23 protein-coding genes, 1 rRNA gene and 1 pseudogene are annotated in these 26827 nt (G+C 69.8%); 21 read left to right on the top strand and 4 right to left on the bottom strand.

Annotated elements, in window-relative coordinates; translation table 11 throughout:
- From rrf to AB0D04_RS35620, 12 genes and pseudogenes are all read left to right on the top strand, one after another.
- Positions 1–92, top strand: a 5S ribosomal RNA gene (gene rrf, locus AB0D04_RS35565); the annotation flags it as partial.
- A gap of 146 nt (positions 93–238) precedes the next feature.
- Positions 239–847: a CDP-alcohol phosphatidyltransferase family protein gene (locus AB0D04_RS35570; protein WP_362711534.1), complete on the top strand. Its 609-nt coding sequence runs from the start codon at positions 239–241 to the stop codon at positions 845–847.
- A gap of 121 nt (positions 848–968) precedes the next feature.
- On the top strand, positions 969–3464 hold the full coding sequence (locus tag AB0D04_RS35575) for a mannose-1-phosphate guanyltransferase (RefSeq protein ID WP_362711535.1): 2496 nt from the start codon (positions 969–971) through the stop codon (positions 3462–3464).
- 76 nt (positions 3465–3540) lie between these two features.
- Positions 3541–4473: a DUF881 domain-containing protein gene (locus AB0D04_RS35580; protein WP_362711536.1), complete on the top strand. Its 933-nt coding sequence runs from the start codon at positions 3541–3543 to the stop codon at positions 4471–4473.
- On the top strand, positions 4470–4802 hold the full coding sequence (locus AB0D04_RS35585; RefSeq protein ID WP_003984969.1) for a small basic family protein: 333 nt from the start codon (positions 4470–4472) through the stop codon (positions 4800–4802). The genes AB0D04_RS35580 and AB0D04_RS35585 overlap by 4 nt, the downstream gene beginning before the upstream one ends.
- Positions 4803–4807: 5 nt before the next feature.
- Entirely contained in the window at positions 4808–5788 is a 981-nt protein-coding gene (locus AB0D04_RS35590; RefSeq protein WP_362711537.1) for a DUF881 domain-containing protein, read from the top strand.
- 118 nt (positions 5789–5906) lie between these two features.
- Positions 5907–6755: an FHA domain-containing protein gene (locus AB0D04_RS35595; RefSeq protein ID WP_362711553.1), complete on the top strand. Its 849-nt coding sequence runs from the start codon at positions 5907–5909 to the stop codon at positions 6753–6755.
- A 17-nt stretch (positions 6756–6772) separates the two neighbouring features.
- Positions 6773–7522 carry a MerR family transcriptional regulator gene (locus AB0D04_RS35600; protein WP_362711538.1) on the top strand — a complete coding sequence of 250 codons (750 nt, stop codon included), beginning with the start codon at positions 6773–6775 and terminating at the stop codon, positions 7520–7522.
- Positions 7523–7575: 53 nt separating this feature from the next.
- Positions 7576–8049 (top strand): bifunctional nuclease family protein, encoded by a 474-nt coding sequence (locus tag AB0D04_RS35605; protein WP_362711539.1) that lies wholly within the window; start codon positions 7576–7578, stop codon positions 8047–8049.
- Positions 8050–8239: 190 nt separating this feature from the next.
- Positions 8240–8845: a MerR family transcriptional regulator gene (locus AB0D04_RS35610; protein ID WP_362711540.1), complete on the top strand. Its 606-nt coding sequence runs from the start codon at positions 8240–8242 to the stop codon at positions 8843–8845.
- Positions 8846–8910: 65 nt separating this feature from the next.
- Positions 8911–9441: pseudogene (locus AB0D04_RS35615) on the top strand (DNA polymerase IV); the annotation flags it as partial.
- Between the two features lie 116 nt (positions 9442–9557).
- Positions 9558–12146: a RelA/SpoT family protein gene (locus AB0D04_RS35620; RefSeq protein ID WP_362711541.1), complete on the top strand. Its 2589-nt coding sequence runs from the start codon at positions 9558–9560 to the stop codon at positions 12144–12146.
- 59 nt (positions 12147–12205) lie between these two features.
- Here the strand turns inward: AB0D04_RS35620 and AB0D04_RS35625 are convergent, their stop codons facing one another.
- Together AB0D04_RS35625 and AB0D04_RS35630 are read right to left on the bottom strand one after the other, a co-directional pair.
- Positions 12206–13435 carry a DUF349 domain-containing protein gene (locus AB0D04_RS35625; RefSeq protein ID WP_362711542.1) on the bottom strand — a complete coding sequence of 410 codons (1230 nt, stop codon included), beginning with the start codon at positions 13433–13435 and terminating at the stop codon, positions 12206–12208.
- A 264-nt stretch (positions 13436–13699) separates the two neighbouring features.
- A complete protein-coding gene (locus AB0D04_RS35630) occupies positions 13700–14530 on the bottom strand; it encodes a peptidylprolyl isomerase (RefSeq protein ID WP_362711543.1) in 831 nt (276 codons plus the stop codon).
- 189 nt (positions 14531–14719) lie between these two features.
- Here AB0D04_RS35630 and AB0D04_RS35635 point away from each other — a divergent pair, with 189 nt between their 5' ends.
- The 4 genes from AB0D04_RS35635 (at position 14720) to AB0D04_RS35650 (ending at position 18986) form a co-directional block, all read left to right on the top strand.
- Positions 14720–15433, top strand: coding sequence for an MBL fold metallo-hydrolase (locus tag AB0D04_RS35635; protein WP_362711544.1), 714 nt, complete (start codon positions 14720–14722; stop codon positions 15431–15433).
- An 11-nt stretch (positions 15434–15444) separates the two neighbouring features.
- On the top strand, positions 15445–16707 hold the full coding sequence (hisS, locus tag AB0D04_RS35640; RefSeq protein WP_362711545.1) for a histidine--tRNA ligase: 1263 nt from the start codon (positions 15445–15447) through the stop codon (positions 16705–16707).
- Positions 16708–16894: 187 nt separating this feature from the next.
- A complete protein-coding gene (locus tag AB0D04_RS35645; protein ID WP_362711546.1) occupies positions 16895–17539 on the top strand; it encodes a vitamin K epoxide reductase family protein in 645 nt (214 codons plus the stop codon).
- 88 nt (positions 17540–17627) lie between these two features.
- A complete protein-coding gene (locus AB0D04_RS35650) occupies positions 17628–18986 on the top strand; it encodes a replication-associated recombination protein A (protein WP_362711547.1) in 1359 nt (452 codons plus the stop codon).
- A 61-nt stretch (positions 18987–19047) separates the two neighbouring features.
- On the opposite strand, the gene AB0D04_RS35655 is transcribed toward AB0D04_RS35650, so the two are convergent.
- Positions 19048–19839 carry a DUF2470 domain-containing protein gene (locus AB0D04_RS35655; protein ID WP_362711554.1) on the bottom strand — a complete coding sequence of 264 codons (792 nt, stop codon included), beginning with the start codon at positions 19837–19839 and terminating at the stop codon, positions 19048–19050.
- A 182-nt stretch (positions 19840–20021) separates the two neighbouring features.
- On the opposite strand from AB0D04_RS35655, the gene rpsD reads away from it, so the two are divergent.
- The gene (rpsD, locus tag AB0D04_RS35660; RefSeq protein ID WP_362711548.1) at positions 20022–20633 is read left to right on the top strand and encodes a 30S ribosomal protein S4; all 612 of its coding nucleotides are present in this window, start codon (positions 20022–20024) and stop codon (positions 20631–20633) included.
- 40 nt (positions 20634–20673) lie between these two features.
- On the opposite strand, the gene AB0D04_RS35665 is transcribed toward rpsD, so the two are convergent.
- The gene (locus AB0D04_RS35665; protein WP_362711549.1) at positions 20674–22875 is read right to left on the bottom strand and encodes an AAA family ATPase; all 2202 of its coding nucleotides are present in this window, start codon (positions 22873–22875) and stop codon (positions 20674–20676) included.
- A 180-nt stretch (positions 22876–23055) separates the two neighbouring features.
- Between AB0D04_RS35665 and AB0D04_RS35670 the strand changes: the two genes are divergently transcribed.
- The 4 genes from AB0D04_RS35670 to ruvX form a co-directional block, all read left to right on the top strand.
- Positions 23056–23502 (top strand): DUF948 domain-containing protein, encoded by a 447-nt coding sequence (locus AB0D04_RS35670; protein ID WP_362711550.1) that lies wholly within the window; start codon positions 23056–23058, stop codon positions 23500–23502.
- Between the two features lie 8 nt (positions 23503–23510).
- Positions 23511–23858, top strand: coding sequence for a DUF6167 family protein (locus AB0D04_RS35675; protein ID WP_362711551.1), 348 nt, complete (start codon positions 23511–23513; stop codon positions 23856–23858).
- A complete protein-coding gene (alaS, locus tag AB0D04_RS35680) occupies positions 23858–26527 on the top strand; it encodes an alanine--tRNA ligase (protein ID WP_362711552.1) in 2670 nt (889 codons plus the stop codon). Before AB0D04_RS35675 ends, alaS begins: the two co-directional genes overlap by 1 nt.
- Positions 26528–26541: 14 nt before the next feature.
- On the top strand, positions 26542–26827 hold a 286-nt coding region (gene ruvX / locus AB0D04_RS35685; protein ID WP_362711555.1), incomplete at its 3' end, for a Holliday junction resolvase RuvX.

The raw sequence follows: 26827 nt of genomic DNA on the forward strand, positions 1-26827 counted from the left end.
CGCCCGGTTACATTTCGAACCCGGAAGCTAAGCCTTTCAGCGCCGATGGTACTGCAGGGGGGACCCTGTGGGAGAGTAGGACGCCGCCGAACAAACTTTAGAGAAAGCCCCGTTGGGAACCTGGTTCCCAACGGGGCTTCTTTGCGTTTCCCGGATCGGGGACCCGTGGCATGGCGTGGCCGGCGGGGCAGGTAAGGTCAGGGGTATCGTCGGCACATTTCCCACAGGAGGCTTCCGAGTGGAGGTCCAGGAGACGCGGGTACAGACGGATCGCGTCCTCACCATCCCGAACATTCTGAGCATGGCGCGCCTGGTCGGCGTGCCGGTGTTTCTGTGGTTGATCCTGTGGCCGGAATTCGGCGGCCCGGTGGTTGATGGCTGGGCATTGCTCGTCCTTGCGCTGAGCGGTGTCAGCGATTATCTGGACGGCAAGCTCGCCCGGCGCTGGAACCAGGTCAGCAGCCTTGGCCGGATCCTTGACCCCGCGGCCGACCGGCTCTACATCCTCTCCACCCTCGTCGGGCTGACGTGGCGCGAGATCCTGCCGCTCTGGTTGACCGCGGCGCTGCTGGCGCGGGAACTGATGCTGCTGATCGCGGTCGGATTCCTGGGACGTCACGGGTATGGCCCTCCCCAGGTGAACTTCCTGGGCAAAGCGGCTACGTTCAACTTGATGTATGCCTTCCCGTTGCTCCTGCTGAGCGGCGGGGACACCTGGCTTCACACGCTCGCTGCTATTTTCGGATGGGCGTTCGCGGGATGGGGTACGGCGCTCTATTGGTGGGCAGGGATCCTCTACGTGGTCCAGGTCCGCCGGCTCATCAGGGCGGACGCCACGGCCGACTGAGCTCGCCGAACCGGCAGATTGTGCCTAGGCCCGGCGCCCGTACGTGAGCACAAGAACAGTGGGCGATCTGGACAAGTGAAGTCGGCAAGACCGTCGTCTCTTAGAGGAGGACGCTTCCGACATGAAGGCCGTTGTGATGGCGGGCGGCGAAGGCACACGTCTTCGCCCCATGACGTCAAGTATGCCCAAGCCGCTGCTGCCTGTGGCCAATAGGCCGATCATGGAGCATGTGCTGAGGCTGCTGAAACGGCATGGTCTCAGCGAGACCGTCGTGACCGTGCAATTCCTTGCCTCGCTCGTCAAAAACTATTTCGGCGACGGGGAAGAGCTCGGAATGGAGCTCACGTACGCCAACGAGGAAAAGCCACTGGGCACCGCCGGCAGCGTGAAGAACGCGGAAGAGGCCCTCAAGGACGACGCTTTCCTTGTCATCTCGGGTGACGCCCTCACCGACTTCGATCTCACTGACCTGATCCGCTTCCACAAGGAAAAGGGCGCCCTGGTCACCGTCTGCCTCACCAGGGTCCCCAACCCGCTGGAGTTCGGGATCACCATCGTCGACGAGGGCGGCAAGGTCGAGCGGTTCCTGGAAAAGCCCACCTGGGGCCAGGTGTTCTCGGACACCGTCAACACCGGCATCTACGTGATGGAGCCGGAGGTTTTCGACTATTTCGAGCCCGACGTTTCGGTGGACTGGTCCGGCGATGTCTTCCCGCAGCTCATGAAGGAAGGCAAGCCGATCTACGGCTATATCGCCGAGGGCTACTGGGAGGACGTCGGCACTCACGAGAGTTATGTGAAGGCCCAGGCCGATGTGCTCGACGGCAAGGTCGACGTCGAAATCGACGGCTTCGAGATCTCGCCGGGGGTGTGGGTCGCGGAGGGCGCAGAAGTGCATCCCGACGCGGTGCTGCGCGGTCCGCTGTACATCGGCGACTACGCCAAGGTCGAGGCGGATGTGGAGATCCGCGAGCATACGGTCGTCGGCTCCAATGTGGTGGTGAAGAGCGGGGCTTTCCTGCACAAGGCCGTGGTGCACGACAATGTGTACATCGGGCAGCACAGCAATCTGCGGGGCTGTGTGATCGGCAAGAACACCGACATCATGCGGGCCGCACGGATCGAGGACGGCGCGGTAATCGGGGATGAATGCCTGATCGGCGAGGAGTCGATCGTCCAGGGGAATGTTCGGGTCTATCCGTTCAAGACGATCGAGGCCGGTGCGTTCGTCAATACGTCGGTCATCTGGGAGTCCCGGGGCCAGGCGCATCTGTTCGGCGCGCGCGGGGTGTCCGGAATTCTCAACGTCGAGATCACACCGGAGCTGGCGGTTCGGCTCGCGGGTGCGTACGCCACCACGCTCAAGAAGGGCTCTACGGTCACCACCGCCCGCGACCACTCGCGTGGCGCGCGGGCGCTCAAGCGCGCGGTGATCTCCGCGCTGCAGGCCAGCGCCATCGATGTGCGGGATCTCGAGAACGTTCCGCTGCCGGTCGCCCGTCAGCAGACCGCTCGCGGCAGCGCGGGCGGCATCATGGTCCGTACAACGCCCGGAGTGCCGGATTCCGTCGACATTATGTTCTTCGACGAGCGCGGTGCGGACCTTTCGCAGGCCGGGCAGCGCAAGCTCGACCGGGTCTACGCCCGCCAGGAGTACCGCCGCGCCTTCCCCGGTGAGATCGGCGATCTGCGCTTCCCGGCGAGCGTCTTCGACTCGTACACCGGATCCGTCCTGCGGGCGGTGGACACTACGGGCATCGCCGACTCCGGGCTCAAGGTCGTGGTGGATGCGTCCAACGGCAGTGCCGGGTTGGTGCTGCCCAGTCTGTTGGGGCGGCTCGGTGTCGACTCGCTGACGATCAATCCCGGTCTCGACGAGTCCCGGCCGACCGAGACGGCGGATGCCAGGCGCTCCGGGCTGGTCCGGCTCGGCGAGATCGTGGCGTCGGCGCGGGCCGCGTTCGGTGTGCGCTTCGACCCCGTGGGCGAGCGGCTGTCCCTGGTGGACGAGCGCGGCCGGATCATCGAGGACGACCGCGCGCTGCTGGTGATGCTGGACCTGGTGGCGGCCGAGCGGCGCAGTGGGCGGGTGGCGCTGCCGGTGACCACGACCCGTATCGCCGAGCAGGTCGCCGCGTACCACGGGACGCAGGTGGAGTGGACGACCACATCGCCCGACGATCTGACCCGGGTGGGCCGGATGGAGGGCACGGTCTTCGGCGGGGACGGTCTCGGCGGCTTCATCATTCCCGAGCTGAGCAGTGTCTTCGACGGCGCGGCCGCGTTCGTCACGCTGATCGGCCTGGTGGCCCGTACCCAGCTCACGCTCAGCCAGATCGACGCGCGCATTCCGCGGGCGCATGTGCTGCGCCGTGACCTTGCCACACCGTGGGCGGTCAAGGGCCTGGTCATGCGGCATGTGGTCGAGGCGGCCGGCGACCGGGACGTGGACACCACCGACGGCGTACGGGTCGTGGAGACCGACGGACGTTGGGTGCTGGTGCTGCCTGACCCGGCCGAGGCGGTCACACATCTGTGGGCGGAGGGACCGGACGACGCCTCCGCGCAGCAGCTGTTGGACGAGTGGGCGGCAGTGGTGGACAGCGCCGGACGCTGAGTCGCAGCCCACCGGCGTGCCCGTGATCGGGCACGCCGGTGGGGCCATTGGGAGACTGCGCAGCCGACGTGCGACGATGAGCGGCATGTCGCAGCAGCGCCCCGATCGGAGCACTCCCAGGAAGTCGGCTGCGCGCCCCGATGCGTCCATGTCGCTGCTGACCAACGTGATGGATCACAGCCTCGACGACGGGTACGCGGAGGCCGCCGCGCGGAAGTCCGCCGCGGGCATACACGGTCTGCCGCGCACCCTGCGGGCGAAGTTGGGTCTTGCGGCCGGTCTGGTGCTGGCGGCCGTGGTCGTCACCGTCGGGGCGGCCCAGGCGCGGATATCGGCACCGACGCTGGCCAAGGAACGCGAGGAGCTCATCCATCGCATCCAGAAGGGCACCAGCGAGGCGGACAAACTGCAGAAGCGGGTGGACGCGACCCGGGACGCGGTCAGCGGGATGCAGCGTGAGGCGCTGAAGAAGCACGGCGGCGACAAGGCCGAACTGCTGGCGCTGTTGTCCGGTTCGACCGAAGTGACCGGTCCTGGCGTGAAACTTGTGGTGGACGACGCCAAGGATGCGGAGTCCGGTGGGGGAGGTCCGCGGGAGAGCAGCGGTTTCTCCGATACCGGGCGGGTGCGCGACAGGGACATGCAGCGCGTCGTCAACGGCCTGTGGGAGTCCGGTGCGGAGGCGATCTCCGTCAATGGGCAGCGGCTTACGTCACTCTCGGCGATCAGAGCCGCGGGAGACGCCATACTGGTCGACAACAAGCCACTGGTACCGCCTTATACGGTGCTGGCGGTGGGGGGCGGGCAGCGGCTCAGCACCGCGTTCCAGGACAGCGTCGACGGTCAGTATCTGCATGTACTGCAGGAGAACTACGGCGTACGCACCAGGATTTCCGCCGAGAGCGAGGTCACGCTGCCACCCGCGCCCAGCTTGACCGTACGTACCGCAAAGCCGCAGGCCGGTGCCGCCAAGGCGGACGGCGCCGACACAGGGAAGGGCACATCGTGATCGCCGTACTGGGCCTCATCGTGGGAGTCGTGGTCGGGCTTGTGGTCCGACCCGTGGTGCCGACGGTGGTCGAGCCCTACTTGCCGATCGCTGTCGTCGCCGCGCTGGACGCCGTCTTCGGCGGTCTGCGCGCGATGCTCGACGGCATCTTCGACGACAAGGTCTTCGTCGTCTCCTTCCTGTCGAATGTCGTGGTCGCCGCGCTCATCGTCTTCCTCGGTGACAAGTTGGGCGTCGGCGCCCAACTCTCCACCGGTGTCGTCGTGGTGCTGGGCATCCGGATCTTCTCGAACGCTGCCGCGATCCGCCGGCACGTCTTCAGGGCGTGAGGCGAATGGCAACGGACGAGACGCCCGAGCCGGAGAAGGGCCCGGCGAAGGACCCGGAGGCGAGCCCGGACAAGAAGCCGGAGCCACAGCGGGACCGCGGTCCCGCCGACCGGCGGCCGATGCCCCCTGAGAGCCGGCCCGCCCCCAAGGCGGCAGGGGAGGGCACCGAAGAGCGTAAACCGGACGACACGCGAGAGAACGGCGAGAATCCGGCAGACGCCGGCACCCCGGCGGCGGCGCAGGAAGATGACACTCCCGGGAAGCCGCAGAACGGCCGGCAGCGGCTCGCCGCGAGTCTGTGGCCGCCGCGGCTGACCCGGGCTCAACTGATCGTTGCTGTACTCCTGTTCATTCTCGGCCTCGGCCTGGCGATTCAGGTACGTTCCACGAGTGACAGCAGTGCGCTGCGGGGTGCGCGTCAGGAGGACCTGGTGCGCATTCTGGACGAGCTGGACAATCGCTCCCAGCGGTTGACGGACGAACAGCGGCGTCTGGAAGGGCAGAAGACCGAGCTGGAGAACAGCTCGGACCAGGCCGAGGAGGCCCGTAAACAGACCGTGGAGAAGGAACAGCAGCTGGGCGTGCTGGCCGGGACCGTCGCGGTGCAAGGGCCCGGCATCAACCTGACCATCGACGACCCGACGCATTCCGTCGAGGCGGACAAGCTGCTGGACACCATCCAGGAGCTGCGGGCGGCCGGCGCCGAGGCCATCCAGGTCAATGATGTAAGGGTCGTCGCGAACACCTATCTCTCGGATGTCAGCGGCGGCGTGGAGATCGACGGTAAACGGGTCACACAGCCGTACCGTTTCAAGGTCATCGGGAAACCGGAGGACCTGGAACCGGCGCTGAACATCCCTGGCGGGGTGGTTCAGACTTTGGAAAAGGAGCAGGCCAAGGTGTCTGTGACCCGGCAAAGGAAGATCATTGTGGATGCCTTGCGAGAGGCGAAGCGGCCTGACTACGCTCGGTCGTCATCGCAGTGAGGTGTTCACGTATGGCGATGGCCCGGGGAGGGCATGAGGTAGCGGGGGGTCGACGCACCGTGTTTGTGGTGTGTGGTGGAAACTGTATGCAGGCCATGGACGTTCACAGGATGTCCGGATCGGCCGGTGTGTGCATCGAGGGTTCGTCCTGCCCCACGGGCGGGTTTGTTTCGTTCAAGGGGAATCGCCCGTGAAGTTGTTTGGAAAGCTGTTCGGCAAGAGCGCCCGCCAGGAGGGCGGCAGCGGCTCTGCACGGCACCGCGCTGCGGGCCGGCCCGACGAGAGCGGCTCGGGCGAGGACCGTCCGCTCTTCCGTGACGAGGTCAGCGGTCCGTCCGGGGGGCACGGCGCGGGTTCTGTTGACCCCTCCGGGGCCGGCCGCATAGGTTCCCAGGAACCATCGGCCGCATCCACGGGTGGAGGGTTGGCCTTGCCGGTTTGTACGAGGTGTGGGCACCGGAACGCCGAGGCGAGCCGTTTCTGCTCGAACTGTGGTGCGCCGCTGCGCGCGGGTGCACAGGCCGAGCGCCCGTCCGAGACGACCTCGACCATCTCCATCTCGGGGATCGAGGCCTATGACGCGGAGGCTACGGGCCAGACCCAGATGCCGTCCCTGTCGCCCGAGGCCCAGGCGGCCGTCGATGCCCTTCCGTTGGGCTCGGCGCTGCTGGTGGTCCGCCGGGGGCCGAACTCCGGCAGCCGCTTCCTCCTGGACAGCGAGCTGACGACGGCCGGCCGCCACCCGCAGGGCGACATCTTCCTCGACGATGTGACGGTCTCGCGCCGCCATGTCGAGTTCCGTCGTGGCCCGGACGGTAACTTCACGGTTGCCGACGTCGGCAGCCTGAACGGCACGTACGTCAATCGCGAGCGGATCGATTCGGTCGCGCTCTCCAATGGCGACGAGGTTCAGATCGGAAAGTTCCGGCTGGTCTTCTACGCGAGCCAGCGAGGCGCCGGTATCTGACCGGCCAGGGAAGGCATATGCGCCAATCACCGACAGGCGGTGCCGGGTCCCCTGGCGCCGCCTCCTCGGACGGCAAACCGGTGAGTATCGGAACGGTGCTCACCTTGCTGCGCGAGGAATTCCCCGAGGTCACCATCTCCAAGATCCGTTTTCTGGAGGCCGAGGGGCTGGTCGAGCCGGAGCGCACGCCTTCCGGGTACCGCAAATTCACCGCGGCCGACGTCGAGCGGCTTGCGGGCGTCCTGCGGATGCAGCGTGACCACTATCTTCCGCTGAAGGTCATCCGTGAGCATCTGGACGCCCTGGAGCGCGGTGAGCAGGTGCAACTGCCGGCCCAGGCGACGTCCTCGCGGGACCTGGTTCCGGGCATGCGTGAGCCGGGTGAGGACCGCCCGGCGGTCACCCGGATCTGCCGGGAGGAGTTGCTGGCGGCCGTCGAGGTCGACGAGGCGGCGCTCGCCGACTGGGAGTCGTACGGGCTCGTCGTACCCGATGCGGACGGCGGCTATGACAGCGAGGCCGTCACGGTCGCGAAGCTCGTCGCCGAGCTGGGGCGTTTTGGCCTCGAACCGCGGCATCTGCGGGCCGTCAAGGCGGCCGCCGAGCGGGAGGCGGGCCTGGTCGAACAGGTCGTGGCGCCCCTCCGTCGGCACCGTAATCCGCAGACCAGGGCGCATGCGGAGGCCACCGCCAGGGAGCTGGCGACGCTGTCCGTACGCCTTCATGCGGCGTTGGTCCAGACCGCGCTGAGGGTCCGGCTCCAGTGACCAAATGAGTGCCCGACTACCCAAACCTGCCGGGCACGTCCTAGGGTTGCTGTGTGAACGAGCTCGACGTCGTGGGTGTCCGGGTGGAAATGCCTTCCAGCCAACCGATCGTGCTCCTGCGGGAGGTGGGAGGCGATCGCTACTTGCCCATTTGGATCGGGCCAGGGGAGGCCACCGCCATCGCCTTTGCCCAGCAGGGCATGGTCCCTGCCAGGCCGCTGACGCACGACCTTTTCAAGGATGTGCTGGAAGCGGTGGGCCAGGAGCTGACGCAGGTCCGCATCACGGATCTGCGCGAGGGAGTGTTCTACGCCGAATTGGTCTTTGCCAGCGGCGTCGAGGTCAGCGCGCGTCCGTCCGACGCCATAGCGCTGGCCCTGCGCACCGGAACGCCGATCTTCGGTACCGACGGTGTGCTGGACGACGCGGGTATTGCGATCCCGGACGAGCAGGAGGACGAGGTGGAGAAGTTCCGCGAGTTCCTCGACCAGATCTCGCCCGAGGACTTCGGCAGCAGCAGCCAGTGATCCCCCGGCCGGCAGAAGCGTCTGATTCCGGCCAAACTATTTAGCCGTTCCCCGCGCGAGGTCACGAGAAACCACTCGTAGGGTGATTATCACTCGGCGTGGCGAGCGCGGCGATCGTTGACGCACCCCGAGTGACTGCATACCGTCGATAAGGCAGGTCCCGTCCGGGACGTGGAGGACGGAGGGCGGCGTGGCAATCACCGGCGACGGTACGGCGGCGGAAGGGGCGTTGCCGCTCCACCCGAATGCAGCAGCGAATCGCGCGCCTGCGCGGCCTGCTGCGGTGTCGGGGGACTGCGCGGCGGGGACCGTCGGCTACCGCGGCCCGACCGCGTGTGCGGCGGCGGGGATCACCTACCGGCAGCTCGACTACTGGGCGCGCACCGGCCTGGTGGAGCCGAGCGTCCGGCCCGCCTACGGTTCCGGCACCCAGCGGCTGTACAACTTCCGGGACGTCGTCGTCCTCAAGATCGTCAAGCGGCTGCTGGACACCGGGGTGTCGCTGCAGAACATCCGCACCGCCGTCCAGCATCTGCGCTCGCGCGGGCTGGACGATCTGACGCGGATGACGCTGATGAGCGACGGCGCCACGGTCTACGAGTGCACCTCGCCCGACCAGGTCGTCGATCTGCTCCAGGGCGGTCAGGGCGTCTTCGGGATCGCCGTCGGGGTGGTGCTGCGGGACGTGGAGGGTGCGCTCTCGGAGCTGCACGGGGAGCGGCTGGACACCGGCGAGACGCTGATCGGGAAGAACCCGCGCGACGAGCTGGCGCGGCGGCGTCACCGGGCGGGCTGAGCCCCGGCACGGCTGTCGGCCCGGGATCGGGCCGATTGTCAGTGGTGTGCGGGAGGATCGGTCATGTGAGACCCGCGCCGACGATTCTGCATCTCGATATGGATGCCTTCTATGCCTCCGCCGAGCAGGCGGCCAAGCCGAGCCTGCGCGGGAAGCCCGTGGTGGTCGGCGGGATCGGGCCGCGCGGGGTCGTCGCCACGGCGTCGTACGAAGCGCGGGTCTTCGGAATCCGCTCCGCCATGCCGACCGCGCAGGCGCGTCGGCTGTGCCCCAACGCCGCCTACCTCAATCCGCGGTTCGAGCTGTATCGCCAGGTGAGCGACAAGGTGATGGAGCTGCTGCATGCGCTGTCGCCGCTGGTGGAGCCGCTGAGCCTGGACGAGGCGTTCGTGGACCTGGAGGCGGGCGGGGTCGTGGCCGAGGTGGCCGCCGTACGGGCCGTGGGGGAGCGGCTGCGGCGGGACATCCGGGAGGCCACGGGGCTGACCGGCTCTGTGGGGCTCGCCGGGGCCAAGATGCTGGCGAAGATCGCGTCCGAGGCGGCGAAGCCGGACGGCCTGGTGGTGATCGAGCCCGGTATGGAGCGGGAGCTGCTGGGCTGCTGTGTCATGTACGGAACCATGGCCGCGGGAGAGCGTCGGCCGTGGGGTCGATATCATGGCACCCCGGCCTGTTCGTGGTCTCGGGGTCCGGAACCGCTTGAGGAGTGCTCTTGCCAGACGAGGCCCAGCCGCTCTCCCCCGGACTGCGTCCGAAGGGATCCACCGCCGCGCGCCAGGACGAGCCGAAGCCCGAGGACGCGGCGGCCCCCGCCACGTCCGGGTCCGGGAAGAGCGGCGCCGAGCCCCGTCCGGCGGACCGGCCGAAGCAGGGCGCCACCGCCGCCAAGCCCCAGCCCGCCGACGGCACGGCAGCGCCCAAGCCGCCCGCGAAGCCCGAGCTGCCCGGTGCGCATGTCTCCCCGGCGCCCAAGCCCACGCCGTCCGCCTCCGCGGGCCGCTCCGGCACCCCCAACCGCGTACGGGCCCGCCTCGCCCGACTGGGCGTACAGCGCTCGAGTCCGTACAACCCGGTCCTCGAACCGCTGCTGCGCGCGGTCCGCGGCAACGACCCCAAGATCGAGACCGCGACGCTGCGCCAGGTCGAGCGCGCCTACCAGGTCGCCGAGCGCTGGCACCGCGGCCAGAAGCGCAAGAGCGGCGACCCGTACATCACCCATCCGCTCGCCGTCACCACCATCCTTGCCGAGCTGGGCATGGATCCGGCCACCCTGATGGCGGGCCTGCTGCACGACACCGTCGAGGACACCGAATACGGCCTGGACACCCTGCGCCGCGACTTCGGTGACCAGGTGGCGCTGCTGGTCGACGGCGTCACCAAGCTCGACCGGGTCAAGTTCGGCGAGGCCGCGCAGGCCGAGACCGTCCGCAAGATGGTCGTTGCGATGGCCAAGGACCCGCGCGTCCTGGTGATCAAGCTCGCCGACCGGCTGCACAACATGCGCACCATGCGCTACCTCAAGCGGGAGAAGCAGGAGAAGAAGGCCCGCGAGACCCTCGAGATCTATGCGCCCCTGGCCCACCGGCTGGGCATGAACACCATCAAGTGGGAGCTGGAGGACCTCGCCTTCGCGATCCTCTACCCCAAGATGTACGACGAGATCGTGCGGCTGGTCGCCGAGCGGGCGCCCAAGCGGGACGAGTATCTGGCGATAGTGACCGACGAGGTTCAGGCCGATCTGCGCGCCGCCCGCATCAAGGCCACCGTCACCGGCCGCCCGAAGCACTACTACAGCGTCTACCAGAAGATGATCGTGCGCGGCCGCGACTTCGCCGAGATCTACGACCTGGTGGGCATCCGCGTCCTCGTCGACACGGTCCGCGACTGCTATGCCGCCCTCGGCACCATTCACGCGCGATGGAATCCGGTCCCCGGCCGGTTCAAGGACTACATCGCGATGCCGAAGTTCAACATGTACCAGTCGCTGCACACGACGGTGATCGGCCCCAGCGGCAAGCCCGTCGAGCTGCAGATCCGCACGTTCGACATGCACCGCCGCGCCGAGTACGGCATCGCCGCCCACTGGAAGTACAAGCAGGAGGCGGTGGCCGGCACCTCCAAGATCCGTACGGACATCCCCAAGGGCGTCGGCAAGGGTGCGGGCCAGGACACCGTCAACGACATGGCCTGGCTGCGGCAGCTGCTGGACTGGCAGAAGGAGACCGAGGACCCCGGCGAGTTCCTCGAATCGCTGCGCTTCGACCTCTCGCGCAACGAGGTCTTCGTCTTCACGCCGAAGGGCGATGTCATAGCGCTGCCGGCCGGCGCCACCCCCGTCGACTTCGCGTACGCGGTGCACACCGAGGTCGGTCACCGCACGATAGGAGCGCGGGTCAACGGCCGGCTCGTGCCGCTCGAATCCACCCTGGACAACGGCGACTTGGTGGAGGTCTTCACCTCCAAGGCGCCGGGCGCGGGCCCGTCCCGCGACTGGCTCGGCTTCGTCAAGTCGCCGCGCGCCCGCAACAAGATCCGCGGCTGGTTCTCCAAGGAGCGCCGCGACGAGGCCATCGAGCAGGGCAAGGACGCCATCGCGCGCGCCATGCGCAAGCAGAACCTGCCGATCCAGCGGATCCTGACCGGCGACTCGCTGGTCACCCTGGCGCACGAGATGCGCTACCCCGACATCTCCTCCCTCTACGCCGCCATCGGCGAGGGCCATGTCGCGGCCCAGGGTGTCGTCCAGAAGCTGGTGCAGGCGCTCGGCGGCCAGGACGAGGCCACCGAGGACATCGCCGAGTCGACACCGATCCGGCCGCGCTCCAAGCGCCGCTCCAGCGCCGACCCGGGCGTGGTCGTCAAGGGCGTCGACGATGTGTGGGTCAAGCTCGCCCGCTGCTGTACGCCGGTCCCGGGCGACCCCATCATCGGCTTCGTCACCCGCGGCAGTGGCGTATCGGTGCACCGCGCCGACTGCGTCAACGTCGACTCGCTCTCCCGCCAGCCCGAGCGCATCCTCGACGTCGAGTGGGCGCCCACCCAGTCCTCGGTCTTCCTGGTCGCCATCCAGGTCGAGGCGCTGGACCGCTCCCGGCTGCTGTCGGACGTCACACGGGTCCTGTCCGACCAGCACGTCAACATCCTGTCCGCGGCCGTCCAGACCTCCCGCGACCGGGTCGCCACCTCCCGCTTCACCTTCGAGATGGGCGACCCCAAGCACCTGGGGCACGTGCTGAAGGCCGTACGGGGTGTGGAGGGCGTGTACGACGTGTACCGGGTGACCTCGGCCCGCAGGCCGTAAGCAGGACGAGGCGGCCCCGGTACGGATCTCCGTACCGGGGCCGCCTCGTCATCGGCGTATCAGCCGCCGAACTCCTCCAGGCCCTTGAGCGCCTGGTCCAGCAGCGCCTTGCGGCCCTCCAGCTCACGGCCGAGCTTGTCGGCCTTGGCGTTGTTGCCCGCGGCGCGCGCCGTCTCGATCTGCTTCTCCAGCTTGTCGACGGCGTCCTGGAGCTGGCCGGTCAGCCCCGCGGCACGGGCCCGCGCCTCGGGGTTCGTACGCCGCCAGTCGGTCTCCTCGGCCTCCTGGATGGCGCGCTCCACGGCATGCATCCGGCCCTCGATCTTGGGGCGGGCGTCCCGCGGGACATGGCCGATGGCCTCCCAGCGCTCATTGATCGACCGGAACGCGGACCGCGCGGCCTTCAGGTCCGAGACCGGGAGCAGCTTCTCGGCCTCGATGGCCAGCTCCTCCTTGCGGGTCAGGTTCTCCTGCTGCTCGGCGTCGCGCTCCGCGAAGACCTCGCTGCGCGCCTGGAAGAAGATGTCCTGGGCGCCGCGGAAGCGGTTCCACAGGTCGTCCTCGTGCTCGCGCTGGGCGCGGCCGGCGGCCTTCCAGTCGGCCATCAGCTCGCGGTAACGGGCGGCGGTGGCGCCCCAGTCCGTCGAGTTCGACAGCGACTCGGCCTCGGCGACCAGCTTCTCCTTGGCCTTACGGGACTCCTCGCGCTGCGCGTCCAGCGAGGCGAAGTGCGCCTTGCGCCGCTTGGAGAATGCGGAGCGGGCGTGCGAGAAACGGTGCCACAGCTCGTCGTCCGCCTTGCGGTCCAGCCGCGGCAGGCCCTTCCAGGTGTCGACCAGCGCCCGCAGCCGCTCACCCGCCGCCCGCCACTGCTCGCTGGCCGCCAGCTCCTCGGCCTCGGCGACCAGCTTCTCCTTGGCCTGCCGGGCCTCGTCGCTCTGCCGCGCCTTCTGGGCCTTGCGCTCCTCGCGTCGCGACTCGACGGTCTCGACGAGCTTGTCCAGCCGCTTCCTCAGCGCCTCCAGATCGCCCACCGCGTGGTGCTCGTCGACCTGCGTGCGCAGATGGCCGATGGCGGTCTGGGCGTCCTTCGCCGACAGGTCGGTGGTCTTGACCCGGCGCTCGAGGAGGCCGATCTCGACGACCAGGCCCTCATACTTGCGCTCGAAGTAGGCGAGGGCCTCCTCGGGAGTTCCCGCCTGCCACGATCCGACGACCTGCTCGCCGTCGGCGGTACGCACGTACACGGTCCCCGTCTCATCGACGCGGCCCCATGGGTCGCTGCTCACAGCGCCTCCTCCACATGATGCCGACAGGGGCGTGCGGCCCCCCGGCATCGTCCACAGTTTCTGTCCGGCAGAGCCGCGCCCTGGCCGGTCCGACGTGCTCTCTTGCGGGTGAGGGTGACAACCGTCGGAGCGGGCACCCCACCCACCGCCAATCTAGGCGACCGGCGTCCGGCTGTCCGCATCCAGCACGACCGAAATTCCGCGGTTCGTTTGCGGGGCGGACGCGCGGAGTACGGCGGAAAGCCGCATGCCGGTCAGCGGCGGTCAGTGGGTGCCGACGGTCGCCCTGTTGATGACCACGGTGGCGTTCGGCGCCGTACCGTTGATCTTCGGGTCCGGCTTCGAGCCGGCCGCAACGATCTTCTTCAGCACGTCCATACCGCGGGTGACGGTCCCGAACGGCGTGTAGTTCGGCGGCAGCGGGCTGTCCTTGTAGACGAGGAAGAACTGGCTGCCGCCGGAGTTGCGGGTGCTTTCGTGCTTGCCGTCGTAGCTGTTGGCCATCGCGACCGTGCCCGCCGGATAGTTCCCGCCCTTGAGCCGCCGGTCCTTGAGGTTCTCGTCCGGGATCTTGTAGCCGGGCGAGCCCCCGCCGGTGCCGGTCGGGTCGCCGCACTGCAGGACGGAGATGCTCTCGTCGAGGCGGTGGCACCTGCTGTGGTCGAAGAAGTGCTTGCCCGCCAGGAACGCGAAGGAGTTCACTGTGTGCGGCGCCTTGGCCGCGTCCAGCTTCAGCTCGATGTCACCGCAGGTGGTGCCCAGCTTCGCGGTGTAGGAGGCGGCGGTGTCGATCGTCATCGCCGGTTCTGTCTTCCACTGCAGCGTGGACGGCGAGCCCTTGGCGGGCTTGTTGCACGGGTCCGGCGCCTGCGGGGGCGTCGGCTCCGCGGCGGCCCGGTCGGACTGCTGGTCGCCGCCGCCCGCCAGTCCGGCCGAGGCGTACGCGGCGGCGCCCGCGGCGAGCACCACCGCAAGGGTGGACGCGACGATCACATTGCGGCGCTTGGCCTTGCGCTGGGCCGCGGTCCGCCGTTGCTCCTGGCGCGCGAACTTCTCCCGGGCGAGCTGCCGCCGCCGCTGATCCTTGCTGACCACCGGTCGTCTCCTTGTCCTGAGCCTCGATGGGCCGGGCCCCGGGTCCTGGGCCCCGGCCGCTGCCGTCCGCCGTGGCCGTACCGTATACGGGTTCGCCCCTGCGGGAGTCGCGCCGGTAGGCTCTGGAGCTGCCGAGATGTTCCGGGCGCGGTCCCGCGGACCGACCCCCACCGACCTTTAAGGACGAACGTGCTGATTGCCGGGTTCCCCGCCGGGGCCTGGGGGACCAACTGCTACTTGGTCGCCCCCGCCGCCGGCGAGGAGTGCGTCATCATCGACCCGGGCCACCAGGCCGCCCAAGGAGTCGAGGACGCGGTCAAAAAGCATCGCCTCAAGCCCGTCGCGGTCGTCCTCACCCATGGCCACCTCGACCATGTCGCCTCGGTCGTCCCCGTGTGCGGCGCGCACGACGTCCCGGCCTGGATCCACCCCGAGGACCGCTTCATGATGAGCGACCCGGAGAAGGCCCTCGGCCGCTCCATCGGTCAGCAGCTCATGGGCGAACTGACGGTGGGGGAGCCGGACGACGTCAAGGAGCTGACCGACGGCAGCGCGCTGGAACTGGCCGGGATGGAGTTCTCCGTCGCGCACGCACCGGGCCATACCAAGGGGTCGGTGACGTTCAGGATGCCCGAGCAGGCCGACATTCCGCCGGTCTTCTTCTCGGGCGACCTGCTGTTCGCCGGCTCCATCGGACGCACCGACATGCCGGGCGGCGACCACGCCGAGATCCTTCAGTCGCTGGCCCGCGTGTGCCTGCCACTGGAGGACTCGACCGTCGTCCTGTCCGGCCACGGCCCCCAGACCACCATCGGCCGCGAGCGCGCCACCAACCCGTACCTCCGGGAAGTGGCCGCCGGCCTGGGAGACGGCTTCAGCGCCGCCCCGCGACGAGGAATGTGACGAGACTTTCCGTGAGCACCTTTCAGGCACCCAAGGGCACCTACGACCTGCTGCCGCCCGATTCCGCGACCTATCTCGCGGTCCGCGAGGCGATCTCCGGCCCGCTGAAGAACTCCGGCTACGGCTACATCGAGACGCCCGGCTTCGAGAACGCCGAGCTGTTCGCCCGCGGCGTCGGTGAGTCCACCGACATCGTGAGCAAGGAGATGTACGCCTTCGAGACCAAGGGCGGCGACCGGCTCGCGCTGCGCCCCGAGGGCACCGCGTCCGTGCTGCGCGCGGCGCTGGAGGCCAACCTCCACCGGGGCGGCAACCTCCCCGTCAAGCTCTGGTACTCCGGCTCGTACTACCGCTACGAGAAGCCGCAGAAGGGCCGCTACCGCCACTTCTCGCAGGTCGGCGCCGAGGCGATCGGCACGGAGGACCCGGCGCTGGACGCCGAGCTGATCATCCTGGCCGACCAGGCCTACCGCTCGCTGGGACTGCGCAACTTCCGCCTCCTGCTCAACTCCCTCGGCGACAAGGAGTGCCGCCCCGTCTACCGCGCCGCCCTCCAGGACTTCCTGCGCGGGCTCGACCTGGACGACGACACCCGCCGCCGGGTCGACATCAACCCGCTGCGCGTCCTGGACGACAAGCGGGAATCCGTACAGAAGCAGCTGACCGGCGCGCCGATGCTCCGCGACTACCTGTGCGAGGCCTGCAAGGCGTACCACGAGCAGGTGCGCGAGCTGCTGACCGCGGCGGGCGTGGCCTTCCAGGACGACGAGAAGCTGGTGCGCGGGCTGGACTACTACACCCGCACCACCTTCGAGTTCGTCCACGACGGCCTGGGCTCGCAGTCCGCGGTGGGCGGCGGCGGCCGCTACGACGGCCTCTCCGAGATGATCGGCGGCCCCGCGCTGCCGTCCGTCGGCTGGGCGCTGGGCGTGGACCGTACGGTGCTGGCGCTGGAGGCCGAGGGCATCACGCTCGACATCCCCGCCGCGACGGCCGTGTACGCGGTGCCGCTGGGCGAGGAGGCCCGCCGGGTGCTCTTCGGCGCGGTCACCGAGCTGCGCCGGGCCGGGGTCGCCACCGACTTCGCTTACGGCGGCAAGGGCCTGAAGAACGCCATGAAGTCCGCCAACCGCTCCGGTGCGCGGCTGGCACTGGTGGCGGGCGAGCGGGACCTGGCCGAGGGCCTCGTCCAGCTCAAGGACCTGGAGAGCGGTGAGCAGACCCCGGTGGCGCTGGACGCCGTGGTGGCGGAGGTCCGGCGCAAGCTGGGCTGAGTTCCCGAGGACGGCGCCGTCAAGGGCGTCGTCAACGTTCTGCGCACGGAACCGCCCGTTCTCCGTACCGCGTGCTTATGCGCAGCGAACGGTGGTCCGTCGGGGAGTTGGGGCACAATGAAGGGCGCGCCCGCGGTCTCGCGGGCCCGCCCGGCCTCATCTCTCCAGCGACCGACGGAACGGCGATATGACGACGACAGCGGTTGATGACGACGTGTCCACCGACGACGACCGCGCGGGCGGCGCGGACACCATCGGGTCGGGCCGCGGCTTCGCACTGCTCCTGGTGATCACCGGTGCGCTGGGCATCCTGGCGGCCTGGGTCATCACCCTCGACAAATTCGAGCTGCTGAAGGACCCGAACTACAAGCCCGCGTGCAGCCTCAACCCGATCATCTCCTGCACCAATGTCATGAACAGCAAGCAGGCGGACGTCTTCGGCTTCCCGAACCCGATGGCCGGGCTGGTCGGCTTCGGCGTGGTCGTCGCGATCGGCATGGCCCTGCTGGCGGGCGCCCGCTTCCGCCGCTGGTACTGGATCGGGCTGAACATCGGCACCGCGCTCGGCGCGGTCTTCTGCATGTGGCTGATGGTCCAGTCGCTGTACCACATCCACTCGCTGTGCCTGTGGTGCTCGCTGACCTGGGCCGTCACGATCCTGATGTTCTGGTACACCACCGTGCACAATGTCAAGCACGGCATCATCCCGGCGCCCGAGGGTCTGCGGAAGCCGCTGCTGGAGTTCCACTGGGTCGTCCCGGTGCTCTGGTACGGCGTGATCCTGCTGCTGATCCTGACCAACTTCTGGTCGTACTGGAGCACCCTGATCTAGGTCCCGCCAGCAGCCTCGACCCGCGCCCTGGTCCCCGTCGATGACGGGGGCGGGGGCGTTGTCAGTGGGGTGGCATAGGCTCATCGACGTGGAGCCCGACCTGTTCACCGCCGCTGCCGAAGCCCGTCAGGAGAAGGACCCCGCGGGGTCTCCTCTCGCCGTACGGATGCGTCCGCGCACCCTCGACGAGGTCGTGGGGCAGCAGCATCTGCTCAAGCCGGGCTCGCCGCTGCGGCGGCTGGTCGGGGAGGGCAATGGCGGGCCCGCGGGCCCGTCGTCCGTCTTCCTGTGGGGCCCGCCCGGCATCGGCAAGACCACCCTGGCCTATGTCGTCAGCCAGGCGACCAACAAGCGCTTCGTCGAACTCTCCGCGATCACGGCCGGCGTCAAGGAGGTCCGCGCGGTCATCGACGGCGCCCGGCGCGCCTCGGGCGGCTTCGGCAAGGAGACCGTCCTCTTCCTCGACGAGATCCACCGCTTCAGCAAGGCCCAGCAGGACTCCCTGCTGCCCGCCGTCGAGAACCGCTGGGTCACCCTGATCGCCGCGACGACCGAGAACCCGTACTTCTCGGTCATCTCCCCGCTGCTGTCCCGCTCCCTCCTGCTGACCCTCGAGCCGCTCACCGACGACGATCTGCGCGGGCTGCTGCGGCGCGCGCTGACCGATCCGCGCGGGCTCGACGGCACGGTCACGCTCCCCGACGACACCGAGGCGCATCTGCTGCGCATCGCGGGCGGCGATGCCCGGCGCGCGCTGACGGCCCTGGAGGCCGGGGCCGGATCGGCACTGGCCAAGGGCGAGAAGGAGATCACCCTCCAGACACTGGAGGAGTCCGTCGACCGCGCGGCGGTGAAGTACGACCGCGACGGCGACCAGCACTACGACGTCGCCAGCGCCCTGATCAAGTCCATCCGCGGCTCGGACGTCGACGCCGCGCTCCATTACCTGGCGCGGATGATCGAGGCGGGGGAGGACCCGCGCTTCATCGCCCGCCGGCTGATGATCTCGGCGAGTGAGGACATCGGTCTGGCCGATCCCTCCGCCCTGCAGACCGCCGTGGCCGCGGCCCAGGCGGTGGCCATGATCGGCTTCCCGGAGGCCCGGATCACCCTGAGCCAGGCCACCATCGCGCTTGCCCTGGCGCCCAAGTCGAACGCCGCCTACATGGCGATCGACGCCGCCCTGGCGGATGTCCGCGCCGGCCACGCCGGCGCCGTGCCGCCCCATCTGCGCGACAGCCACTACAAGGGCGCCCAGAAGCTCGGCCACGGCCAGGGCTACCAGTACCCGCACGACCTCCCGGGCGGCATCGCGGCCCAGCAGTACGCCCCCGACGAGGTACACGGCAAGCGGTATTACGCCCCGACGCGGCATGGCGCGGAGGCGCGCTACGCGGATGTCGCGGAACGGGTCCGGGCGCGGCTGCGCGGCGAGAACGGCGACTGAGGAGAACGGCGACCGAGGAGAACGGCGACCGAGGAGCGGGCCCGTCACAGCGGGCGGCGCGTCACTCCGCCGCCGCCTCGAAGAGCACGTGCATGGCTCGCCGCAGGTCCGCCACGTCCCGTACGGGTTCCGGGAAGTCGAAGCGGGCGTCGAAGGAGTGCTGGTCGGCGTCGGTGCCGCAGTCTCCCGGGGGACGACCCCCGGACCCCTGAACAAACCGGACGCGGAGGCCGAAGCGGTCGAGACCGACGGGGACGGCGCGGTCGCGCACTCCGCACACCGCCGAGCGGTCGCCGAGCAGGGCGCACAGGCCGCGTACCTGGTCGCTGTGGGCCGTGTGGAGGTGCTGGAGGAGCTCCGCCTCGTGGGCGACCAGGGGGTCGGGCGCCGCGGCGGCGAACTCGTCCGGTTCGAAGGGTTCGGCACCCCACAGGTCGTCCACCGCGCCCTCGCCGACCTCCAGGCGCAGCATCATCCAGGCGGCCCGCCCGGACAGGCCCGGCGCCGCGTCCGGCTGGAGCGCCTCACCGATGCCCAGGAGCTCGCCGACGGGGTGCCGCTCGGCGAGCAGCATCGCCGCCTCGGCGCGCTGGTCATTGCGTACGGGGGTCAGCCAGCCGGCCACCCAGGCGCGGCCGCGGATGCGATGGGGTACGGAGACGGGGGCGACATCCGTGATCTCCATCACGGCCGCAAGGTCGTCGTCCTGCGCGTACGCCGCCGCCCGTGCCGCCGCGGAGTCGCCAGGAACCAGCAACAGCACGTCTCCGTCGGGTGTCACGGCCCGGCAGACGGGCGCCGAGAGCCCGGTCTCGTCCAGGTCCTCGACTCCAGGAATGCTCAGTGACCCCATACCATTGGACTCGACGAGGGTGCGTGCGCGCTCGGCGGCAGTGGGCCGCTGGGCGTTTTCCACGGGACGCGGCTGACCCGCCTCGGTGCTGTGTGTGCCGGGCAGGGGGATCCCAGGTCGAAACATACGTTCTCCTCGCGCTAAGGTAAGCCTCACCTAACTTACACGGAGGTCCGTTCCACGTGAACCAGTCGCGTCCCAAGGTCAAGAAGTCCCGCGCGCTCGGCATCGCGCTGACGCCGAAGGCCGTCAAGTACTTCGAGGCCCGTCCCTACCCGCCCGGCGAGCACGGCCGTGGCCGCAAGCAGACCAGTGACTACAAGGTCCGGCTGCTCGAGAAGCAGCGTCTGCGTGCGCAGTACGACATCAGCGAGCGCCAGATGGCGCGTGCCTACGACCGCGCTCGGAAGGTCGATGGCAAGACGGGCGAGGCCCTGATCATCGAGCTTGAGCGCCGTCTGGACGCGCTCGTCCTGCGTTCGGGCATCGCCCGGACCATCTACCAGGCCCGCCAGATGGTCGTCCACGGCCACATCGCGGTCAACGACCGCAAGGTCGACAAGCCGTCCTTCCGCGTCCGCCCCGGCGACGTCGTGCAGGTCCGCGAGCGCAGCCGCGAGAAGCACCCCTTCCAGGTCGCGCGTGAGGGTGGCTACGCCCTCGACGGCGAGACCCCGCGCTACCTCGAGGTCAACCTCCAGGCGCTGGCGTTCCGCCTCGACCGGGACCCCAACCGCAAGGAGATCCCGGTGATCTGCGACGAGCAGCTCGTCGTCGAGTACTACGCCCGCTGAGCCGCCCCGCCAGGTAGCAACAGCAGGCGCGGCACCGCGCTCAGCCCGCCGTCTCCCCACCGCCGCTCGCGGAGGGGGAGGCGGCGGGCGTGCTTGTGGCGGGCGGTGCGATCTGCACCGCAGCGAGCGGGCCCGGCACCTGCTGCGTACGGTCCAGGATCCGGGCCACCGTCTGGTCCAGGTCCAGCCCGCCACCGGCCCGTACGCACTCCTCGTAGCGTTCCGCCCCCAGCCGTTCCCGCGCCCGCTCCTCGCAGAGCGCATGCGGCTGGTTGAAGTACCGCGAGCCGAAGAGCGGCAGCCCCACCGACGGCCAGATCCGGCCCGCTGCGCCCTGCAGCACGGCCGCCTCCGCCGCGTCCCCGTCCCCGAGCGTCACCAGCGCCAGCAGCTCGATCGCCAGCACCGCGCCCAGCAGATCGTGGAAGGCGTGGTCGATGGTCAGGCACTCCTCCAGCAGCTGACGGGCCCGCCCGCCCTCGCCGCCCGTCCACGCCGCGAAGGCCAGCACGAACAGCGCATACGCCAGCGTCCAGCGCTCGCCGTGGTCCCCGCACACCTGCCGGACGTCCTCACAGAGCTGTACGGCACAGGCGAGCTCGCCCTGGAAGGCCACCGCCATCGCCAGCTCGACCTGCCCCATCAGCACATTGCTGTTGAGCTCGCCGATCTCCCGGTAGCGGACCAGCGCCCCGCGCAGCAGCTTCTCGGCGCGCGGCATGTCGTCGCAGACCAGCGCCAGACAGCCGGTGCGGTGGAGGGCGTAGGCGGCCGCGGTGGCGTTGCCGGTGCGGTCGGCCTCGTCGCGGCACTCCTGGAGCGCGGCCATGGCACCGAGGGTGTCGCCCTGGAGGACGGCGACATGGCCGACGACCCAGAGCGCCTTCAGCCGCGCGTCGTCGTGGTCGCTCTCCAGCTCCAGCGCCCGGTCGAGCCACTGCCGGCCCTCCGAGAGCCGGCCGCAGCCGACCCAGTAGAACCACAGCGTGCCCGCCAGGTACTGGCCGAGATACGCATCGCCCTCGCACTCCAGGCTCTGCTCCAGCGCGACCCGCAGATTGGGCAGCTCGGCCTCGATCCGGGCCGCGACCTCGGCCTGCCGCGGGCTGAACCAGTCCAGCTCGCACCAGGTGGCCAGCCCCAGGAACCAGTCGCGGTGCCGCCGCCGCAGCCGGTCGCCGTCCCCGGCCGCCTCCAGCCAGCCCGCACCGTAGGCCCGTACGGTGTCCAGCATCCGGTAGCGCACCCCGGCCGCGCCCTCCTCCCGTACGAGCACCGACTGGCCGACCAACTCCGCGACGACGTCGAGGAGTTCATCGGGCGGGAGGTCCGGGCCCGTACAGACGTACTCGGCCGCCTCGAGGTCGAACTGTCCGGCGAAGACCGACAGCCGGGCCCACAGCAGCCGCTCCTGGGGCGTGCACAGCTCATGGCTCCAGCCGATCGCCGTACGCAGCGTCTGGTGGCGGGGCAGGGCGCCGCGGGTGGTGCCGGTCAGCAGCCGGAAGCGGTCGTCGAGGCGGTGCAGCACCTGGTCGACGGAGAGGGCGCGCAGGCGCCCGGCGGCCAGTTCCAGGGCGAGGGGGATGCGGTCGAGGCGCCGGCAGAGTTCGGCGACCGCCGCCTCGTTGGACGGCCGGACGGCGAAGTCCGCGACGACGGCGCCGGCGCGGTCGGCGAAGAGATCGACGGCGTCGGCCGCGTTCATCGGCGGCAGGGGCAGCGTGTGCTCGCCGGCCAGACCGAGCGGCCGCCGGCCGGCGGCCAGCACCCGCAGTCCGGGGGCGCGGCGCAGTAGTTCCCCGGCCAGCTCGGCGCACTCGGCGACCAGATGCTCGTAGCCGTCCAGGACGAGCAGCAGTTCGCGGCCGGCGAGGTGGTCGCAGAGCGCGGCGCGCGGCGGCCGCCCGGTGTGGTCGGCCGGCGCCAGCGCCTCGGCGAAGGCGTGCTCCAGGGCCTGGGGGTCGCGCAGCGAGGAGACCTCGACCAGCCGGACGCCGTCGCAGAAGCGATCCTGCAAGATCGCTGCCGCATGGCGGGCGAGCCGGGACTTGCCGATGCCGCCCAGGCCGGTCAGCGTCACCAGACGGGCGGACTCCAGCCGCTGCGCCAGCGCGGTCAGTTCGTCGTCGCGGCCGATGAACCGAGTGAGTTCCGCCGGCAGATTCCCCGGATTCCCCGGTCGCGGCGGACGCGAGGAAGAGGGGCCGGACGGGCCGTCGGGGCGCGGGATGCGTCGCATGGCACACGGAGCGTACTCGGCCCCGTGCGGACCGTACAATCGCAGCTTTCGACCGCCTCCGTGGCGGGGGGAACGGGGTACGGACGGACAGTCACGGCGCGATAAGGTCAAGGTTGCCGTTCGAGCAGGACGAGCCGAGCGGGCCGAGACCAGCCCCAACAGTCGGAGAGTGGTGCCAGCGTGTCCGGTGGAGAGGTGGCCGGGATTCTCGTGGCCGTCTTCTGGGCGATCCTTGTGTCCTTCCTCGCCCTTGTGCTGGCGAGGCTGGCGGGGACCCTCAAGGCGACCACCAAGATGGTGGCCGAGGTGTCCGACCAGGCCGTTCCCCTTCTCGCCGACGCGTCCGCAACCGTCCGCTCCGCGCACACCCAGCTGGCCCGCGTCGATGCCATCGCCGCCGACGTCCAAGAGGTCACCGCCAACGCCTCCGCGCTCTCCTCAACCGTCTCCTCCGCCTTCGGCGGACCGCTGGTCAAGGTCGCCGCGTTCGGCTACGGCGTGCGCCGCGCGATCGGCAAGAAGAGCGCAGAAGCCCCTGCCGCCGGCGCAAAGCGCACCGTCGTCGTCGGCCGAACCCTGCCCGGCGCCCGCCGCGGTGGGCGCCGCAACCGTCGCTCCAAGGACTGATCACAGCGATGTTCCGCCGCGCATTCTGGTTCACCACCGGCGCCGCCGCCGGGGTGTGGGCCACCAACAAGGTCCACCGAAAGCTGCGCAAGCTGCAGCCCGACAGCCTCGCCGCGCAGGCCGCGGACAAGGCCGTCGAGACCGGCCACCGGCTGCGTCAATTTGCATTGGACGTACGCGCGGGAATGGCGGACCGTGAAGAGCAGCTGAACGACGCGCTCGGTCTTCGCGAGACGGGCGAGGTCACCGAGCTGCCCGCGCCGCGCTCCCACGCGGCGCTCGAATCGCATTACCGCCCCACGAGAACCCCGGGAAAGCCCGGGCTGACCGGACCGACTGGAAATGAGGACCACTGATGGAGTCGGCTGAAATCCGCCGCCGCTGGCTGCGCTTCTTCGAAGAGCGCGGGCACACCGTCGTGCCGTCGGCGTCGCTCATCGCGGACGACCCGACGCTGCTGCTCGTCAACGCGGGCATGGTCCCCTTCAAGCCGTACTTCCTCGGCGAGGTCAAGCCCCCCGCGCCGCGCGCCACCAGCGTCCAGAAGTGCGTCCGTACGCCGGACATCGAAGAGGTCGGCAAGACCACCCGGCACGGCACGTTCTTCCAGATGTGCGGCAACTTCTCCTTCGGCGACTACTTCAAGGAAGGCGCCATCAAGTACGCCTGGGAGCTGCTGACCAGCTCGCAGGCCGACGGCGGCTACGGCCTCGACCCGGAGAAGCTCTGGATCACCGTCTACCTCGACGACGACGAGGCCGAGCGCATCTGGCACGAGGTCGTCGGCGTGCCCAAGGAGCGCATCCAGCGCCTGGGCAAGACGGAGAACTACTGGTCCATGGGCGTCCCGGGCCCGTGCGGCCCGTGCTCCGAGATCAACTACGACCGCGGCCCGGAATTCGGCGTCGAGGGCGGCCCGGCCGTCAACGACGAGCGGTATGTGGAGATCTGGAACCTGGTCTTCATGCAGTACGAGCGCGGCGCGGGCACCAGCAAGGAGGACTTCGAGATCCTCGGCGACCTGCCCAGCAAGAACATCGACACCGGCCTCGGCCTCGAGCGCCTGGCGATGATCCTGCAGAACGTCCCGAACATGTACGAGACGGACACCCTGCGCGTCGTCATCGACAAGGCCACCGAGCTGACCGGCGTCCGCTACGGCACCTCGCACGACTCCGACGTCTCGCTGCGCGTCGTCGCCGACCACATCCGTACGTCCACGATGCTCATCGGCGACGGCGTCACCCCCGGCAACGAGGGCCGCGGCTACGTCCTGCGCCGCATCATGCGCCGCGCCATCCGCAACATGCGCCTCCTCGGCGCCAAGGACCTGGTCGTCGGCGAGCTGCTGGACGTCGTCATCAAGACGATGGGCCGGCAGTACCCGGAGCTGCTCGAGGACCGCCGCCGTATCGAGACGGTCGCGCTCGCCGAGGAAGCCCGCTTCGTCAAGACGCTGAACGCCGGCACGAACGTCCTCGACGGCGCCGTCACCGAGGCCAAGAGCGCCGGTTCCGCGGTTCTCTCCGGCGACAAGGCCTTCCTGCTCCACGACACCTGGGGCTTCCCGATCGACCTCACCCTCGAAATGGCCGCCGAGCAGGGCCTGTCGGTGGACGAGGACGGCTTCCGCCGCCTGATGAAGGAGCAGCGGGAGCGCGCCAAGGCCGACGCCCGGGCCAAGAAGAGCGGCCACGCCGACCTGTCCGCCTACCGTGAGGTCGCCGACAAGTCCGGCGCCACGGAGTTCACCGGCTACAGCTCCACCGAGGGCGAGTCCGCCGTCGTCGGCCTGCTGGTCAACGGCGTCCCGGCCCCCGCCGCCCTCGAGGGCGACGAGGTCGAGGTCGTCCTGGACCGCACCCCCTTCTACGCCGAGGGCGGCGGCCAGCTCGCCGACACCGGCCGGATCAAGCTGGACTCCGGCGCCGTCGTTGAGGTCCGCGACGTCCAGCAGCCGGTCCCCGGCGTCACGGTGCACAAGGGCGTCGTCCAGGTCGGCGAGGTGGTGCTCGGCTCGTCCGCGTACGCCGCCATCGACATCACCCGCCGGCGCGCCATCGCCCGCGCCCACAGCGCCACCCACCTCACCCACCAGGCGCTGCGCGACGCCCTGGGCCCGACTGCCGCCCAGGCCGGTTCGGAGAACTCCCCGGGCCGCTTCCGCTTCGACTTCGGCTCGCCGGCCGCGGTGCCCGGCACGGTCCTCACCGACGTCGAGCAGAAGATCAACGACGTCCTCGCCCGTGAGCTCGATGTGCACGCCGAGGTCATGAGCATGGAGGACGCCAAGAAGCAGGGCGCCATCGCCGAGTTCGGCGAGAAGTACGGCGACCGGGTCCGCGTGGTCACCATCGGCGACTTCTCCAAGGAGCTGTGCGGCGGCACGCACGTCCACAACACTGCCCAGCTGGGCCTGGTCAAGCTGCTCGGCGAGTCCTCCATCGGCTCCGGCGTACGCCGCGTCGAGGCGCTGGTCGGCGTGGACGCCTACCGCTTCCTGGCCCGCGAGCACACCGTCGTCTCGCAGCTGACCGAGCTGGTCAAGGGGCGCCCGGAGGAGCTGCCGGAGAAGATCTCCGGTGTCCTGGCCAAGCTGAAGGACGCCGAGAAGGAGATCGAGAAGTTCCGCGCCGAGAAGGTGCTCCAGGCCGCCGCCGGGCTGGCCGCGGGCGCCAAGGACGTCCGCGGTGTGGCCCTCGCCTCCGGTCAGGTCCCCGACGGCACCTCCGCCGACGACCTGCGCAAGCTGGTCCTCGACGTGCGCGGCCGCATCCAGGGCGACCGCCCCGCCGTCGTGGCCCTGTTCTCGGTCGCAGGCGGCCGCCCGGTGACGGTCATCGCCACCAACGAGGCCGCCCGCGAGCGCGGCATCAAGGCCGGTGACCTGGTCCGTACGGCCGCCAAGACGCTCGGCGGAGGCGGCGGCGGCAAGCCGGACGTCGCCCAGGGCGGCGGCCAGAACCCCGCGGCCGTGCCCGAGGCCATCGAGGCCGTCGAGCGGCTCGTGGCCGAGGCGGCCTGACGCGCGTGAGTGAGATGCGACGCGGCCGGCGCATCGCCGTGGATGTCGGGGACGCCCGTATCGGGGTCGCCTCATGCGACCCGGACGGGGTCCTCGCCACCCCCGTCGAGACCGTGCCGGGACGTGACGTACCGGCAGCGCATCGCCGTCTCAAGGCGATCGTCGACGAGTACGAGCCGCTCGAGGTCGTGGTCGGCCTGCCCCGCTCCCTCAGTGGGGGAGAGGGGCCGGCCGCGGCCAAGGTCCGGGTGTTCGCCCAGGAGCTGGCGAAGAACATCACGCCCGTAGGGGTCCGGCTCG

This window comes from Streptomyces sp. NPDC048483, from assembly GCF_040651455.1.
GTDB lineage: Bacteria > Actinomycetota > Actinomycetes > Streptomycetales > Streptomycetaceae > Streptomyces.